13 protein-coding genes are annotated in these 17,089 nt (G+C 62.7%); 3 read left to right on the top strand and 10 right to left on the bottom strand.

Annotation, left to right across the window (positions count from 1 at the left end; genetic code table 11):
* Positions 1–20: 20 nt before the first annotated feature.
* Positions 21–923, bottom strand: coding sequence for an EamA family transporter (locus EDD28_RS17815; protein ID WP_123738175.1), 903 nt, complete (start codon positions 921–923; stop codon positions 21–23).
* A gap of 178 nt (positions 924–1,101) precedes the next feature.
* On the opposite strand from EDD28_RS17815, the gene EDD28_RS02460 reads away from it, so the two are divergent.
* Together EDD28_RS02460 and EDD28_RS02455 are read left to right on the top strand one after the other, a co-directional pair.
* Complete coding sequence (locus EDD28_RS02460; RefSeq protein WP_123738174.1) at positions 1,102–2,349, top strand: carbohydrate-binding domain-containing protein; 1,248 nt, start codon at positions 1,102–1,104, stop codon at positions 2,347–2,349.
* Positions 2,350–2,594: 245 nt separating this feature from the next.
* Positions 2,595–2,978 (top strand): helix-turn-helix domain containing protein, encoded by a 384-nt coding sequence (locus EDD28_RS02455; protein ID WP_148059522.1) that lies wholly within the window; start codon positions 2,595–2,597, stop codon positions 2,976–2,978.
* Positions 2,979–3,025: 47 nt separating this feature from the next.
* Here EDD28_RS02455 and EDD28_RS02450 read toward each other — a convergent pair whose 3' ends face one another.
* From EDD28_RS02450 to EDD28_RS02430, 5 genes are all read right to left on the bottom strand, one after another.
* A complete protein-coding gene (locus EDD28_RS02450) occupies positions 3,026–3,382 on the bottom strand; it encodes a sulfate permease (protein ID WP_123738172.1) in 357 nt (118 codons plus the stop codon).
* Between the two features lie 248 nt (positions 3,383–3,630).
* A complete protein-coding gene (locus EDD28_RS02445; RefSeq protein WP_123738171.1) occupies positions 3,631–4,923 on the bottom strand; it encodes a hypothetical protein in 1,293 nt (430 codons plus the stop codon).
* Positions 4,920–7,121, bottom strand: coding sequence for an ATP-binding protein (locus EDD28_RS02440; protein ID WP_123738170.1), 2,202 nt, complete (start codon positions 7,119–7,121; stop codon positions 4,920–4,922). Before EDD28_RS02440 ends, EDD28_RS02445 begins: the two co-directional genes overlap by 4 nt.
* Complete coding sequence (locus EDD28_RS02435) at positions 7,118–8,287, bottom strand: TRM11 family methyltransferase (protein WP_123738169.1); 1,170 nt, start codon at positions 8,285–8,287, stop codon at positions 7,118–7,120. The genes EDD28_RS02440 and EDD28_RS02435 overlap by 4 nt, the downstream gene beginning before the upstream one ends.
* A 176-nt stretch (positions 8,288–8,463) precedes the next feature.
* Positions 8,464–9,474 (bottom strand): helicase C-terminal domain-containing protein, encoded by a 1,011-nt coding sequence (locus EDD28_RS02430; RefSeq protein WP_211339095.1) that lies wholly within the window; start codon positions 9,472–9,474, stop codon positions 8,464–8,466.
* A gap of 35 nt (positions 9,475–9,509) precedes the next feature.
* Here EDD28_RS02430 and EDD28_RS02425 point away from each other — a divergent pair, with 35 nt between their 5' ends.
* Complete coding sequence (locus EDD28_RS02425) at positions 9,510–11,072, top strand: recombinase family protein (RefSeq protein ID WP_123738168.1); 1,563 nt, start codon at positions 9,510–9,512, stop codon at positions 11,070–11,072.
* 323 nt (positions 11,073–11,395) lie between these two features.
* Here the strand turns inward: EDD28_RS02425 and EDD28_RS02415 are convergent, their stop codons facing one another.
* The 4 genes from EDD28_RS02415 to EDD28_RS02400 form a co-directional block, all read right to left on the bottom strand.
* Complete coding sequence (locus tag EDD28_RS02415; protein WP_123738166.1) at positions 11,396–12,268, bottom strand: exopolyphosphatase; 873 nt, start codon at positions 12,266–12,268, stop codon at positions 11,396–11,398.
* Between the two features lie 459 nt (positions 12,269–12,727).
* Positions 12,728–15,355 carry an ABC transporter permease gene (locus EDD28_RS02410; protein ID WP_123738165.1) on the bottom strand — a complete coding sequence of 876 codons (2,628 nt, stop codon included), beginning with the start codon at positions 15,353–15,355 and terminating at the stop codon, positions 12,728–12,730.
* Entirely contained in the window at positions 15,352–16,038 is a 687-nt protein-coding gene (locus EDD28_RS02405; protein ID WP_123739884.1) for an ABC transporter ATP-binding protein, read from the bottom strand. Before EDD28_RS02405 ends, EDD28_RS02410 begins: the two co-directional genes overlap by 4 nt.
* Positions 16,039–16,120: 82 nt before the next feature.
* Complete coding sequence (locus EDD28_RS02400) at positions 16,121–17,086, bottom strand: sensor histidine kinase (protein ID WP_211339094.1); 966 nt, start codon at positions 17,084–17,086, stop codon at positions 16,121–16,123.
* Between the last annotated feature and the right edge of the window lie 3 nt (positions 17,087–17,089).

Here is a 17,089-nt window from a genome sequence, read left to right as displayed (position 1 = left end):
TCGAGGCCGACAGGGTCGCGCTACAGGAGCATGACGAGGGTCCCCGCGACCACGACGGCCAGGCCGGCCAGCGCGCGCCGCGTCAGGCGCTCGCCGAACAGCAGCCACGCCAGCGCGGCGGTGACGAGGATGCTGAGCCGGTCGACCGGTGCGACAAGGCTCGCGGGGCCCTCCTGCATGGCCCGCCAGTAGCAGAGCCAGGACGCGCCGGTCGCGGCGCCGGACAGGGCGATGAACAGCAGGTCGCGCCGCGGAATGGCGCGGATCTGCCGGCCCTCGCCGGTCAGCCCGACCACCACCCACACCATGACGAGCACGACGACGGTCCGGATGGCCGTCCCGAGCGAGGAGTCGACGTCCTCGATGCCGACCTTGCCGAGGATCGCCGTGAGTGCGGCGAAGACCGCCGAGCCGGCGGCGTACCCGAGCCAGGCCCGTCGGGGGCGGGTCGGCACGGCGGGGCGGGTGGCGTCGTCGTCCGCCGCGACCGGGGCCGGCGCCGCCGCCCGCTCGATCATCAGCCACGTCCCGGCGGCGATCAGCGCGACGCCGACGAGCCGGAACGCGAGGTGGTCGGTCTCGCCGAGCAGGGTGATCGCGAACAGGACGGTGAGGACGATGCCCGACTTGTCGACGACGGCGACGCGCGTCACCTCGCCGAGCTGGAGCGCGCGGAAGAAGCAGAGCCATGACGCGCCCGTCGCCAGGCCCGACAGGACGAGGAAGGTGAGGGTGCGGCCGCTCAGGTCGCCCAGCGTCCCGGCCGAGCCGACGATGGCGACCATGCCGACGGCGCACGCGAGGACGACGATGGTGCGGATCGCCGTGGCGAGGTTGGAGGAGGTGCGCCGGATGCCGGCCTTGGCGAGGATCGCGGTGAGCCCGGCGAACACGGCGGCCCCCGAGGCGTAGAGCAGCCACATGCCGGTGTCCTCCGTCTCGCGCGCCCGCCGGACCGGTCGAGCGCGGAGACGATTATCCCGGTTCGGCCCGGCGACCGACTCATGCAGGTGGCACACGAGCGGCACAGGAGGCTCACAGAGCCCCGGGGTGGAGTGGTCCCACGACACGAGGCCACAGGCGCCGAGGAAGGACACCACGATGAGACGCCCCACCCTGATTGCCACCGCACTGCTAGCCCCCGCCCTGCTGCTGGCCGGGTGCGCCGCCGCCGACTCCGCGGCCGGCGGCGCCGCGAGCGAGGCCGGAACGACCGCGTCGACGGAGGCCGCGTCGTCCGAGACGACCGCGACCGCGGACGCGACGGAGGAGACGACCGACACCGCCGCGACGACGACCACGGCCACCGACACGAGCGACCCGAGCGGTGACATCGACTGGACCACGCTGCCGACCACCGAGGTCACGCTCACGGACGACGGCCTCGCCATCACCGAGGCCGGCACGTACGTCCTCAGCGGCACGACCACCGGCCAGGTGACCGTCGACTCGGACGGCTACGTCCGGATCGTCCTCGACGGCGCGACGATCACGTCGGGCGTCGGGGCCGCGATCGAGGTCGCGAGCGCCGAGACGACGGTGATCGAGCTGGCCGACGGCACGACCAACGTCGTCGCCGACGCGGCCACCCGCACCGACGAGGAGATCGACGGTGCGATCTACTCCGCCGACGACCTGGTCGTCACGGGGACCGGGTCGCTCGAGGTCACGGCGAGCTTCGCCGACGGCATCGTCGGCAAGGACGACCTGTGGATCTCGGCGGGAACGATCACCGTGACGAGCGTCGACGACGGCATCCGCGGCAAGGACTCGCTCACCGTGGCGGGCGGCACCCTCACGATCGACGCCGCGGGCGACGGCCTGAAGTCGAGCAACGACACCGACCTCGGCGCGGGACAGCTCACCATCACCGGCGGTGACCTCACCATCACGTCCGGCGACGACGCGATCAAGGCCGAGCAGCAGATCCGGATCGCCGGCGGGACCATCGACATCGTGGCGTCCGTCGAGGGGATCGAGGCGCCGGTCATCGTGATCGACGACGGCGACATCTCGCTCAACGTCTCCGACGACGGCATCAACGCGTCGTCCTCGGCGATCGTCACGACCGGGCTGAGCGTCACGATCAACGGTGGCAGCCTCACCATCGTCATGGGCCAGGGCGACACCGACGCCATCGACAGCAACGGTGACCTCGCGATCACGGGCGGCACGCTCGACATCACCGCCCAGTCCGCGTTCGACTACGACGGGACGGGCAGCCTCACCGGCGGGACCATCACCGTCAACGGCGAGCGGGTGACGGAGCTGACGAACCAGATGATGGGCGGTGGCCAGATGGGCGGCGGCGCGCCCGGCGGCGGGCAGATGGGCGGCGGGCGGCCGTAGCGCTCGACGGCGGCTGGCCGGCGCCCCCGCCCTGGCTCCGTCGCTGGGGTGGATCGGATCGTCATTGACGATCCGATCCACCCCACCAACGGAGCTCCGCAGCCTGCGTCGACAGGGCCGAAGGGCGTGGCCGGTATCTGGGGGCTGGGGGATGGCCCGAGACGACGAAGACCCTCTGACCTGAGAGCTCAGGTCAGAGGGTCTTTCCGTGGAAGTCTCGAGAGTACGTTCCAACCCTGCCCCCGGTGGCAAAGTCCCTGATCAGCGGCCTGTCCACAGGAACCTCGGTGGCCGAGCAGGGGCCAGGATCTGTCGCATCCGGCCCGGTTGCGGGCACTCGGCAGACGCAGAAGCGGCTCGACGCAGCCTCGGTCGATGCGCTGGTGAACGGCTACCTGAGCGGTCAGAGCGTGTACGAGCTGGCCGGCGAGTTCGGCATCGAGCGCCGCACTGTGAGCGCGCACCTGCATCGGCGTGGCGTCCCGATGCGACGGCGCAGTCTGTCGCTCGCACAGAAGGAGGAAGCGTTCGCGTTGCGGGATCGTGGCTGGTCATTGGCTCGGATCGGTGCGCAATCCGATGTCTCGGCAGGGACGGTGCGCAGTCGCTCGGCGTCGCCGGCGCGGTGACCGCACGCCCGTCGAAGGCGCTGGCTGCTATCGCGAGGCACCGATCATCAACTCGCCGACCTCGGCCGACTCATCGGCATGATCGGCGCGCGGCGCCTTGCGACGGCCTCGCGGACGCGCGCACGAGTCAGGTGCGCGAGGCTGATCGGTCCCATGATGATGAACTTGAGTGAGTTCCACACAAACAGGAGCACGAGCAGACTGAGCCAGCCCGGGCCGCCGTCTGCGATCAGGCTGGTGCAGATGCTCGCGGCGAGCAGGTACGGGATGGCAAGCAACATGGTGGGCACGCCCCACTTCAACCCGCGGCGGGTACGGATCGCGTCGAGGACGACGTTGGTGGGCATGTAGCGCCGCTGGTAGTAGCGGGTGTGGCCGCTGGCGGCCCAGAGCAGTCGGAACATGGACTTTCCTCTCATCACACGAATGTTGAAGCGAGACAGTGCGTCAGAGAGTGGCCGAATCCGGCCTGCCCGTGAGGGCGCCATTGTGGAGGAGAATGCTGCCTCGTGTACCAGCCTACGACTGAGCAGCGACACTTGGAAGGCCCGAGCGTCCGTGCGCCAGACCACTACGCCCCAGCACGACATCCGCAGCAACGAGGCACCGGAAAGTCCCGGGCCATATCGCGCGGAGCAGACGACCGGCAGACCTACTCGGCGTCCGCCGCCGACGTGTCCCTCGTCTGCGTCACGGTGACCGCCGGGTCATACAAGTCGGCAGGCAGCCTAGGCATCCCCTTGCGGATAGCAACGGAAGCGAAGCTCTGCTGGAGGAAGGTTGAGTAAGGTGGGAGCAGCCGGCCAATTCGTGTGCGCCCGGGCCAAATGACGAAATCGTCATCCGTCCTCGTCGGCACAACGGTCTCGGATGACCACTCATTCACAGCGATATCGTACTCGGCGCAGTCCTCAGTCAAGAGGTTCACAGTCAGGAACCACTCTCGTGATCTCGACAACTTCCACGCCTCTGCCACTCGATTCTTCGATAGCTTCGACTCGCGCGGATTGCGGATAGCTGTCAACGTTGTGAACCGCCACTTGTCATCGCGCAAAGTAAGATCACACTCAGGGGTAAGAAGAATACTGATCTCCCGAAAAGGCTCCGATGCTCCCTGGGGTACGAACAAATCACCAGTGCTCACCTCAGCAGGAGCCAAGGAACTGTCGGGCACAACGGCGCCGTAGTGCAGCACGCGGCGAAGTGCAGTTGCATCATCGAGGGCGCCGTCCAGAACGACATCTCCAAGAGCGACTTCGAGCGGACCAATCCGATTCAGGACATTCGCCGCGATTAAGTCACGGAGCATGACCGGGATCTCAGTCTCATCCGCCTTCGCCGCTCTCTGAACTGAAGCAACCCAGTCATGCTGCGCGCGCGAGAACTGGTGGAACACATCGATCTCGGCCGCAACATACGCCCTGCGCCAAGCGTTGAGAATCTGAAGTGCCGGCCGGGATGAGATCCATCTGCCGATTGTCTCGAAGAGATTCGGCTTGAGTTCGCTCTTGCTGAAGACATGCACCCGCTCCGCGTAGGTCGGGGTCGTCGCCTCGAAGGCGTCACGCAGGGCGGTGCTCACCTCATCAAGCGCCTCGTTGGTAGCGATGAAAACTGGTAACGCGGTCTGTTCGAGGAGTGCACCAATGAAGTTGATGTTGCGGCCAACAACCTCCTGGGACAGGGTTGACGGAACCTGCACTCCGCGGGGGATCTCGATCTCGGGGTCGTCATCGACATCAGTTAGCGCCCAATCCATGACGATAAGGGCGAACTGTCTCCAATGAACCAGCGCATCGGTAGGCGGAAGCTTCTTGAGCTTCACCGTGGGGACTGCCTCATCATCGAGTTGCTTTAGCAAGTCATCGATGTCGGTTTCCTGGCCGATCCGATCGTCGATCACGACCGCGGCGCCTCGGACCACATCAAGAGCAGTCATCGTCATTTGGAAGCCCTCAGCCGAAATGTGGCGGGGATGCGTCCTCGGGGGTCAGCCTCGGCGACTTCCAGGACGCCAAGTTCAAGGCCATCGCGAGCAGCGACCTGGCGAGAGATGTAGAGACCAAGGCCGCGACCCTCATCGCCTTTTGCGGAGAAGAACGGCTCAAAGATGTATGGCAGGTCCAGCACAGCGACACCGGGACCATTGTCCGTGAAGACAACTTCTCCTTCCGCAGCGTGGATCGTGACCGTGATCCGGGGTTTCTCCACCTCGCCAACCCTCAACCAGTACACGGCGTTATCCGTCAAGTTAAGGAAGACTTGTAGCAAAGTCGGCTCGTGGGCGACAAAATTGAGACGTTCGTCCCCGACGATCTCGAATTCAATTCCTGCTTCAGCGAGCGTGCGCGAATAGATCGAACGAATCTTTCGGACGTACTGCGCAGCGTCCAGCGATTTAGCGCGCCTCCTGCTAGAAACGAAAAGTCCTTGCACATCCTGCAGCCGCGCGACGATGAAAGACAGCGTCTCGGACAAGGCTTTCGCTCGGATCGTAATCTCATGTCCAAGCCCCAGTTCAGCGCTCAACTGCTGGACCAAGCGGACTCCATCCGCGTATGCCTGGTTGGACGCGGCGATCACGTCATGCGAGGCTGTTTCGACTGACAGGCCGACTCCAGCAAGATCCTCGGACTGCTCAACCCGAGCCTTCATGAAGTCGCGCTCGACCGCGTAGGAATCAACGAACTCATCGAGGGCTCGCTTCGCTGCCGGTAGGTCCTTGATCGACGCTCGTACAGCCTCAATTCGCTTGTCGATGGCTCCGATCGCCCGATTCTTGTCTGCGTCTGATCTCTTGCGCGACTCCTGCAGATAGCGACCGAAGTCGCCCTTTCGTAAGTAATTGATGAGGAGTTGCAATAGGTGGAGAAAGTCCCTGTACGCATCTCCTGAATCGATCAGTCCCTCGCGGTTGGTCTTGTCGCGAAGTTCCGGATTCCCTTCTTGCGAGATATACACGAATCCGATCGTCTGGTCGTTACCCAAGACCCGGTTCGCCCCCAAAGTTCCCCGGATAGTATCTAGTTGGAGCCAGTCGTCATCGGGATCGCCATACGGTAGTACACGAACGCCGTCGCGGTACAGATAGATTCGATGGTTCTTGATGAGATCCTTGTCAACCGGGTTGAGTTGGTATCCCGCTTCCGCGCTTGGACGAAGATCGAAAACCATCAACTCGAACGCGAAATCGCCACATTTGAACTGGTGGGCTTTCCGTTCCTTCGAGACGCGCCTGTATAGCTCTAGTCCGCGGATCTCTTCTGAGGTCAACTCAACGGTGCGATCTTCTTCGTTCACTGTCAATGTAAAGGAGTTGGACGCGGAGTCGTACTCTCCGATCACCTTGAGCACCGCGTGCTGAGCGATGTTCTCAAGAAGCTCGTCTGGGTCCTTGAGCGATGAGGGCCTTTCACCGTTGACGAAGTAATCGATCACGAACTCGCGCTGATCGGTCCCCGAATCCCCGGTCAAGAGTTGCCGAAGGGGCCTGAGGCGCAGTAGATCCTGATGGAGATTCTCGAGACTTGACCAGGACCAACTGCTCCGAAGTGAGCGAATGATCAACTCGGTTCCATGCGAGCCGATCTCCGATTCGTCAGTAAATCGGATCGGTGGGCGAACGGTCACTGAGGCCTGGAGTTCGTCCAGATAGGTCAAGGTGGGCTCGTCGTCCGGCCCTTCTCTGTCGTCAAGAAAGCCAATGTCTAGTTTCGTAGAGACTTCGAGGCTTTCGCTTTCGGAACGAGTTGTCAGTTCCACTGACGATCCCAGCTTGAACATCGCAAACCGGCCGATCCCCTTCTCGCCCTGGATCACCCGGCCGCCAGCCGTCCTGGATTCCCCCTTGCGCTTCTTTTCGGCCTTGACGTTCGTAGCCGGGTTCAACCAGTGCTCCCGCACCACGTTCGCGGACATGCCGGTTCCGTTGTCAGTCACGGCGATGTGGGAGCCTGGAAGCGTCTCCAGATCGGGACCGAAGCCCTCAAGTCTGATCTCAACCTTCGTGGCATCGGCGTCGTAGCTGTTCTTCACCAACTCCGTCAGCGCAATGCGGTCGTTCTTGATCAGTTGCTCGCCGAGCATCGTCAGCAGGCGGGCGTATGGCCGGAGCGGGACAGAAGTCGTTGACTCGGGCGTCACAGTGCGGCCTTCGTCGCGGTGATGACATATTCACTCTTCATCCGCTTCGAGAGTTGGTCACCCGCGCCAGAGACTGGCAGATAGCGAAGCGTCGCGGGAATCTCCCGAGTCTGGACCGACTCGACCTTCAGGCCCTTATCGGCAAGTGCAGTCCTGACGATTTCGCCGGTCGGGATGCGTTTCCCCTTCAGCACCGAGTCGGCCACGACAACAACGACCTGACCGCCTACAACGAGACAATGGCCGATGTTCCCTGCCAGCTCAAGCATGTCATGCGCATATCTGAGGACAAGCCGCTGGACGCGCTCGTCATGTTTCGGGGCGTCCTTGAATACCCTGGAAACGAGGTCGGCATGTTCCTCAGTCGGGTCCCCCTGGCGCGCCGCCTCCGCTCCGATGGACGTGCCTCGAATACTCCGGAGCTCCGACAACGTGTGACCAAGCCAGATCAGCGCCATTCGGTGGCCGCGCAGGTAGTCAATAGCGTTGAGGTACGGAGGGGACGTCACGACCAAGTCGAAACTGGTCGAGGCGAAGAGTGTCCTGTCGCGAGCATCGCCGCGCCTGATGCTGGCCCTGCCCACAAGCTCCCGGGCATCCAGCGTTGATGTCATTGCCGCAACCGAAGCTCGGAAGCCTTCATAGACGTCGTACTCGGACTCATCGAGGACCCGATGCGGCCGGCTGTGCGCGGTGTCCGCAGCCAACGACGCTCGGGGCGACTTGGTAACGACCAACCTACTGAGCCCGACCTGGAGCGCGTCACGCTCCGGGCTGGCATCGAGATCGTTCACCGCGCGCGACAAGCGAACAAGCTGAGTCCGCTGTGAGTCCCCAAACCAGTAGCGCGCGAACTCCCGGGTTTCGTCGTCGGACCATCGAACATCCGTGGAGCGGGCGCGCCGTGCCGTCGTCAGACACTCGTTGGCAAGGCCGCCCAATGCATCGGTGTCGACCGGTTGAGTAGCAACGCGAGCCATAAGGACGGCGAGTGGGTCAAGGTCATAGCCTGTGACCTGGTGCCCGTGGTGGACACCGAGGCTGAGCACGGTTCCAGACCCACACATCGGATCCAGGACCCGCATCGGGCGCGCCGACCCCCCAACGACCGCGAGCGCCACTTCGGGCGCCATGCGTGCCGGGAACGGGTGGATTGCGCGGGCCAAAGGGGTGCTCCTGCTCGTACGGGCGTGTCGTGGTCTACCCTATTGGACGGGTGCTCGAGGCGGACGACTGCTTGGGTAAGTCGTACAGGACACTAGTGGCTACGATCGACTCGGCCGACTCTACGACGTCTCTGACGTAGTGGCCTGTGCGGGCGCTGGCCATGCTGGTGGTCTGTTCAGAGCACGCGGCCCACCGTCTCTCGTCCTGCGGGGCGATCCGGCGGTATCTCGCGGTCGTGGGACGACTTGCGTGCCCTGTCGAGCGCGGTCCTGGCGTGCGCGGCGTCGATCTTCTGCGCGGTGCTCTCAGCCGGGGCGCCGAGAGCGGTGGTCGCTGTGATGTTGTAGTGGTCGCGGTAGGCGGCCACGGTTCGGGCGTGGTGCCGCCAGGTCGCGGCGGCGCGCTCATCCTTGGGCGGCGTGCCCAGAGCGGTCGTCCAGCTCTCGCTGTCGTTGAAGGCTTGATCGAGAATCGCGTCGGCGCGGGCTTCGATGAGGCCGCGTCGTTCGGTGAGCGCCCTGCGCATGTCGGCGGTCATGGTGCCGGCGGCTTCGGGGATGAGCCCGACGATGAGACGCGGGGCCTTGCGGGCGCGGCCGGAGCCGGCGGGGCGGGCGGTGGCTGTGGCGACGCGGTGGTGGAGGACGGTGGCGATGTCGTCGGCGTCGACGAACCAGCGCGCTCGGACCAGTCGTGGCAACAGGGTCTCGATGTCGTGGTGGTTGGCCTCGGCGCGTCGGAGTTCGACGGCGAGCGCCCCGAAGGCGTCGGAGGCGATCGCGTCGTCGCTGAGCCCGCATGCCCGGACGAGGGCGACCCAGCGGTCGTGTTGGGCGGCTGCGGCGATGGTCTCGTACTCGGCGGCGAGCTGGGCGATCGATCCCCAGGTGTCTTGCTCGGCGGTGATGGTCTCGTGTGCGGACAGCTCGGCGCCGACGTGTTGGAGGACTCCGAATAGGACGCTGCGGCCGGTCGCTTCGGTGTGGTCGCCAGGATGCGGCCCCTCGTGTGCGGCGTCGAACTTGTCGACCGCGACATAGGCCATGTTGGATTCGCGGCCGCGGGTGAGGGCGACGTACAGGTTCTCCCGTGTCATGGCAGCGTCAACCAGCACGTGCGCGGTGTCGGTCGTGATCCCCTGCGCCCGGTAGGAGGTGACGGCGTAGCCGAGGTTCTGTAAACACACCTACCTCTCACAAGAGTAGGAAGGTGGGCCAAAGCATGGGCCACGAACAGCAGAGCGTCGAGCCGTTGCGGGCGGTGGTGTACGTCAGGATCAGTGACGACCCCGAGGGCACCGAACGCGGAGTGGATCGGCAGGAGGCCGACTGTCGCGCCTACGCCGCTGCCCACGGCTGGGAAGTCGCGGCGGTGTTCCGGGAGAATGACACGTCGGCGTTCAAGCAGCGCACGATCACGTTGCCGTCTGGCGAGCGGGTGCGGCGAGTGATCCGCCCGCAGTTTCGCGCCATGCTGACGCACCTCGACTCTGGTGATGCGCAGGTGATGATCGCCTACGACCTGGATCGAGCGGTGCGCGACCCGCGCGACTTGGAAGACCTCATCGACGCGAAGGTGCTCGGCGGGTTCACCGCCCGCTCCGTGACCGGCTCGCTCCGTTTGGATACGGACTCTGATGTGGCGATGGCCAGGGTGCTGGTCGCGATGGCGAACAAGTCATCCGCTGACACCGCCAGGCGTGTGGCTCGGGCGGCGAAGCAGCAGGCAATCGATGGTGCGTGGCACGGTGGCCGGGTGCCGTTCGGATACCGGGCAGAGGCAGGCGCGCTCGTGATTGATCCGGTGACGGGGCCGCTGGTAGTCGAGATGTACCAGCGGGTGCTCGCCGGTGAGTCGTTGTATCGGATTCGGAAGGACTGGAACGAGCGCGGCATTCTCACCACTCACGGCTGCATGTGGTCGGATCGGACGCTCAAAATGGTGCTGCGCAACCCTTCCAACAAAGGAGTGCGCGAGTACCGGCCCGTACTCCCTGACGGGAGCCGAGCGAGAACGTCGAGGATGCAGGTGCAGGCGGCGTGGCCTGGCCTGGTGGACGAGGACACCTGGCAGCAGGTCTCCGATGTGCTCGACGCGCGGAAGAAGGCGCGGAACTTCCATGAACCGGGCAGCGGTGCCGCTGTGCGGATGTATCCGTTCTCGGGGCTGATCCGCTGTTCTTTGTGTGGAACGTCGATGATTCATCGGGGCGGCGTGTATCAGTGCTTACAGCCGACGCCGGGCGGGTGTACTCGTTCGATTCGCTCCGCTGAAATCGAGAGGCTCGTGGAAGAAGCAGTGCTCGCAACGTTCGAGCAGATCACCCTCAAACCTCAGAACCGGCGAACTTCCGACAACTGTCTAGCTGCGCGGGTTGGGCTGACGGCGACGCTCGACGCGGATCGGGAACGCTTGGCACAGCTTGATGACGACTACTACGACGGGCTAATCGACAAGGCCATGTGGGTACGACAGCGCGCGAGAATCGCGGAACGGATCGACGCCACGCGCCGCCAGTACGCGGCGACGATGCCCGAGCAACATGCCGGGCCGAGCATCGACATTACGACGGTTGCGGCGGAATGGGAGGGGCGCACTCCCATGTGGCAGTACCAGGCGACGAGCCTGATCCTGCAAGCGGTGCTCGTGCACGCGCACCCGGCGGACATGATGACCGCTGTGCCCAAGCGCCGCAACGAGAGCACCGAAGCGTTCCATGATCGCCGCGACGCTCACCGCGCCGCAGTGCTCGCACGACGGGTCGAGTTCGTCTGGCGCGCATAACCCGCGCACGGAGAACATGGATGGCCCCGACGCTTGACCGGCGTGACGGTTCAGGGGGCGGGGCCGTCACGCTCCTCGATCACAGGAAGACCCTTTGGCCTGGGGGCCGCACAGAGCCCGTGCAGTGCGACGAGTACCGAAAGGTCGCGTACCTCAGGATCGAGGCCTTGCGCGCGTCGCGAGGCCGCAGCCAGACGCGCGCCGAGCGTTGAACCCACAGAAGGTGCGACGGTAGCGCCTGTCGCGGTGGTGGAGATGGCAGCGGTGGTGGTTGAGGTGCTCATACTGACAGGTACGACGCCTCGCCCGCGCTCCGTCGCGACTCAGGGAGAATCCGACTTGTTCGGGTTGGCGGCCCAGATCGCCGCCAGCAAGCCGGTGTCGCAGCGCAGCGAGTCGAGAGGTTCCCCGTCGAGGAGCCGCAACAGAACGCCTTCGCCGGTCGGGGTGCCCGCGTGCTTCCGATCAGGGTTCCCAAGGACGATCCGCAACAGTGCCGTCCATGATCTTGGTGGGATGCCCAGCAGTTCAGGGGTGGCGCGGTCACGGCGCAACACCTCGACCGCGCGAGCACGCGATGGCAGATCAGCCAGCCGGTACGTGGCATGCTCAACACACGCCACGACGAGCGCGACATCCCAGCCCGCAGAGAGGAACAATCCCACGGTGTCCGAGAGTGCCGTGGTGACCTTGGCGCGGTCACCGTTTTCGGAGTCGTCGTCTTCGTCGGTCGCGGGATCGACGGCGAAGGCTGGGTGGTAGTCGGTCAGGTGCTCTCGCTCGGCGAACCGGATCGCGTCGTGGAAGCCCGCGATCCTGGATGTGTGGCGCACCTTGCTGATCGAGGTCAGCATCCCCGCGGCCCGAGTCTCGGCGAGACACGTGATCCGCACCGCGTGAGTGACGACCGCCCATGGGTTTCCCGCGTTCCGTGTTGATGGTGCAAGCATCACCTCGAATGCCGCCGAAGCGACCGCCCAGGCATCGAGTCCGTATTTGCGCGCCAACTGCTTGTATCTCGCCGCTGTGAACCGCATCAGCTCAGCCGCTTCACGATCATTCCGCCATGCCCCAGTCCCGGACTCATGTAATCGGATCAGCAGGGCGCGTAGCCCTTCCGGGCTCTCGAAACTGCCGCTGGTCGAGCCAGCCTGCCCCGCAGCATGGTTGCTGGCGGGTGAGGTGTGTTCGTCCACGGTGACGCCTCCTAGAAGGGAGGTGCGCCGTGGACGACCAAAAGTGGGTGATCTCCCCGCTACTTCTGGTCACGATGCAAGCCGGAAATGGCCTAGCTGTTCCTGAGCCGTGTATGTCGTGGGCCTCAAGTCTTGAGATTCACTTGGAATGGAGATTGAAGCTTTGCCGAGGGGATATCCAGGGCGTCGAGTTCTCACAACGGGTTATCGATTGCTTGCGTCTTCATAAGAAGCAAGAACCCACTCGAAGTTCGTGTGTTGCCGGCCCCTTGATTCGGGTTCTCGCATTGCTCGAATCCGCACCATCTGATTTGAGGGACTCGCGAACCCGAATTCGCGCATGCTGCAACTACACGTTCACGGAGCAGCCAGCGATGAAATCCCTCGTATGCAGGGCCTCGACTTCAATAGACCATTGGGCGGGGCCTGTTGCGTTGGATTCGCCCCGCCCAGATGGTGCTATAGGTTGTCGCTGCGGAGAGCGTTGATGATGTTCTCTTTCTTGAGTTTGCGAATCGAGAAACCCATGGTCAGCGACACGATAAGGAGTACGCCTGCGGTGCTAATCGCGATACTTGCCCAGGGGAAAACGAAGTCAAATCCCTCCACGCTCTCGACAGTTGCAAGACCTGAGTGAATGAGCCAAGTCACAAGAATCGTGAGCGGAATCCCGATGACCAGAGTACGGGCCCCGTAGAACACGCTTTCCAGGCCCATCATCCGGTTGAGTTGTGCGTCTGACATGCCAACGGATCTCAGCATGGCCAGCTCTCGTTTCCGAAGCTTGATATTTGTGGAAATGGTGTTGAAGACGTTCGCGACCGCAATCAGCGTTATCAGAAGTACGAACCCATAGGTGAATACTTCAACGACGAAGGTAACGCTCTCAAATTGCTCGACCATCGAGTAGACATTGTGTAGCTGGTAGTCGGAAGAAATTCCGAGCGACTGGATGAGAGCTTCCATCTGCTTGGTTGTCTCGGACGGTGTCGAGGATTGGAAGGCCATCGCAACGGTTTCCCCGACTCCACTAACGGTGAAGGCGTCCTCCATCGAGGAGGGCGCGATCACGATAAACACATAGGGTGAAGTTGCGCCTTCAACGTTCGTGGGGGCAGGTAAAGTCCCTTTCCCAGGCGGCGGGTCGACCGGGTACGTGTCGACGAATCGAACTGAGATCTCCGCAGGTGTACCGACCGGTACACCGTCTGGCGCAATTGGTGTGATGGTGAGTGGCTCGGCTGCGCCACCGAAGAGGTCGACCAGCGAGGTGTTCTGGTTGGTCCCATCCGTGTCCGAGGTCGGCATTTGGGCTTTCGCGACCGCGACCATTTCCGGGAGGCTCCCAGTGTGGTGTTCCGTATCGACGCCTTGTTCCGCTGCGAACGCTGCATACTGATCGTCTGCAATGAACTGGAAATGAAACGGCAGCGTGACCGTTTCCGCCATTTCCGTGCCGCCGAGTTCCGAACGGTATTCCGGGGAGAGGGTTTCGGGTCCTACTTCGACGGTGTAGTCGAGTACGGTCTGAGAGCTGCCGTCGGTCACCCCGAAGGCGCTCATGAGGGTGTCGAAGGTTTGATCGGCTTCCAACGCTGGGAGGTTATCGGCCACGAACAAGACGTCATAATCGAAGTCCATCGTGATGAGATCCGCAAGACGCTTCAAAGTCGAACCGAAGGCTGTTCCGGCGGCGAATAGGACAACACTGAGTACGAGTGAGAGAACGATGGTCCGATAGCGGCGGCGATTTCTCTTGAAGTTCTTCATCGCGAGCGCACCTTCAAGACCAAGGAGGCGAGCCGCGAACGACGAGGTGCGCACCTTCTCTGACGTGATGAGTACTTCGTTGGTTTCTCTCAAGCTTTCCATCACTGGCCGGATCGCGGCCTTACGCGCAGGTACATATGCCGAAACGAGGATCGTGACCAGGCTGACAAACGCGGCTGCAATAAGAGCCGGTATCGAGATGGAGAGCGTGAGGGGCACTGAGTTCTCTGCGAGCGTTCCCATGTTCTTCTCGATGACGGGGAGGACGGCGGCGATACCGCCGGTACCGATGATGAGCCCGATGGGGATGCCGAGCGCTGCGAGGCACAATCCTTCGAATATCACAGAGTTGCGCAGTTGCTGCGGGGTGGCGCCCACAGACGACAAGATGCCGAACTGTTTCGTGCGTTCGCTCGTGGAAATGCTGAACGAGTTATAGATGAGGAACACCGACCCGATCATGATGATCAGGATGACAATGCCCACCAGTGTGTAGAGGATCAGGTTGAAGGTGGCGCTGCCCGACCCGCCGAGGAAGCGCAAAACATCCTCGTTCAGCACGTATGACGATCCGATCCCTGACTGTTCGGCCCAGGACCCTGCGTTCGCGGGACTCTCGACCGTCACGAAGGCGGTCGAGAGCGTCGGCGTCGTTCCCGCATCTGCCTTCGTTAATATCGTGTAACCAGGGGCCGTCTGCGTCTCGAACTCCGGCCGTTCCATAGTGCCGACGACCGTGTAGATGCGCTGCATCGTGGGCGTGAACTGCTCCGGGTTCTCGCCCTCCTTGCCTGCAGAATACGGGTCGTTCTGCGAGAGCGTCACGTCTGCGAGGTGTCGTTCACCAACGGCAAGGGGCACCTGGTCGCCAACCTGGAGCCGCACGCCTCCTTTGGCTGCGAGGTGTGAAGGAACGATGATCTCGTCACTTCGTTCGGGGAGACGTCCTGAGAGCACAGAGATCGGAAGGGTGTCTACAGCGCCCTCAGTGAGCCCGGCGATGAACACGTAGGGCTTATCTTCGCTGCGGATCCCCGGGAGCGCCGCATACCCGACCTCGTCAATAGTTGAAAGGTGAGTAACCTCGGGATCTGCGGTCAGGGCATCGATACCCGCCGCATCGACGTTCGTGAACTGCACGTGCCAATTGCCGGTCTTCGCAAGAGAGCTTTCGACAAGATAGTTCTGCAGAGAAGCACCGAACGTCGCGACGCCTGCGATCATTGCAGTTGAGAGCACTATGCCAACGATCGTCACGATCGTGCGTGCGGGGCTCTTACGCATCCCGGCGAGCGTGACTTTGTTGAGGATACTCACGTTCGGGAGATCCTCTCGTCCCGCGCAACTCTCCCATCGGAAATCCCGATGATCCGATCCGCCTGCAACGCGATGCTCTCATCATGGGTGACCAGGAGCAGGGTCTGCCCAAACACCCGGTTGCTTTCCTTCAAGAGTCTGACGATCTCCTGCCCGTTCGAGCTATCAAGGCTTCCCGTCGGTTCATCAGCCAGCATCACGGCAGGAGCGTTCATCAATGCTCGACCGATGGACACGCGCTGCTGCTGACCGCCTGACAGCTGGTTGGGAAGATGGTTTTGACGGTTCTCGAGCCCCAGCATCTCCAGTAACGTGTTCAGCCTGTCCGTGTTGACTTTCCGTTTGTCGAGCAACACTGGCAGGGTGATGTTCTCAACCACGTTCAGGGTGGGCAGCAGATTGTGGAACTGGTAGATCAGACCAACCTGACGTCTCCGGAAAATGGCGAGCTTCTCGCGGCTTTGAGCGTACACGTCTACCCCGTTGAGGAGCACTCTGCCCGAAGTGGGTACATCGACACCGCCGATCATGTGCAGGAGCGTGGACTTCCCAGATCCGGATGCTCCGATAATCGCGGTGAACTCTCCCTGTGTGAAATCCAGTGAGACATCGTTTACAGCGGCAACCTGGCTCTCGCCAGTGCCGTAGACCTTGCTGAGGTTCTCAGCTCGCAGAAAGTGCATCCGACCTAACTCCATTCCTATCCATCGTTCTCACGATAAGGAGCAGGTCTTGCACACGAGTGACGACAAAGTGAGAGAACTGTCACTTGGGGAAGCGAATCACGAACTCGGCACCACCGGTCTGGCGATTCCGCACAACGATCGAGCCGCCCTGACGAGTGATGATCGTCCGGCTCAGAGCCAACCCGATCCCATACCCTCGGCTGTGTTTGTCTTTGCTCTGGTAGAAACGTTCGAACACGCGGGGAAGATCCGCTTGATCGATCCCGTCGCCATTATCGGCAATCGTGATCTCCGTGTACAGAGGCGTCTCTACACAGCCCACTTCAATGACGCCGCCGACGCCAGCGCTCTCAATGCAATTCTTCAGTACATTACGAATCGATTCGCCAATCCACCTCGGATCACCGTGCAACGAAGCAGTCTCAGGGATATCGGCATGCCAGGACACATCTCGGATATCCAACAGGACCAACAGCGGCTGGATGGCCTCATCAATCAGCTCAGATACATAGACAGAGGTGTCTTGGAAGCTGACAACGCCAGCATCAAGCCGGGATAGCTTCAACAGAGAGGTGAGGAGCCAATCCATTCTGCTCAGTAGGTCTTCAGCCTGCCGCGTGAGCGCCCTCCGCTCCTCTGGGTCACCTTGATCAGCGATGAGCGACATCGTAATCGTGGCTGAAGTGAGAGGGGTGCGTAGCTGATGTGCAATATCTGCCAGAGAATCAGAAAGATGCTCCTTTTCGCGTCTGAGCGCGGCATTCTGTTCCTGAACCCGGAGAAGGAGCTTGTGTATCTCGCTTTGAAGGACAGACAGTTCCCCTTCTTCGAGACTGTCGAAGCGAAAGTCAGTTCCCTGATGGAGTGCGATATCGATCTGGTGAGTCAATTCCGCGATGCGCGCGTATCTCAGCCGGATGTGCACAAATAAGATCGCGCAGAGCGCCAGCGACACGCCGCCCGTGACAAGTCCCGCCGCAGTCCCATGAAGAAACGCAACGAGCGTTCCGCAGACTGCCACCGCGGCCGCGAGCACGGCCGGCACGCG

The sequence above is a fragment of the Salana multivorans genome, from assembly GCF_003751805.1.
In the GTDB taxonomy this organism is placed as follows: domain Bacteria; phylum Actinomycetota; class Actinomycetes; order Actinomycetales; family Beutenbergiaceae; genus Salana; species Salana multivorans.
This window is presented reverse-complemented; position numbering and strand designations above follow the sequence as displayed.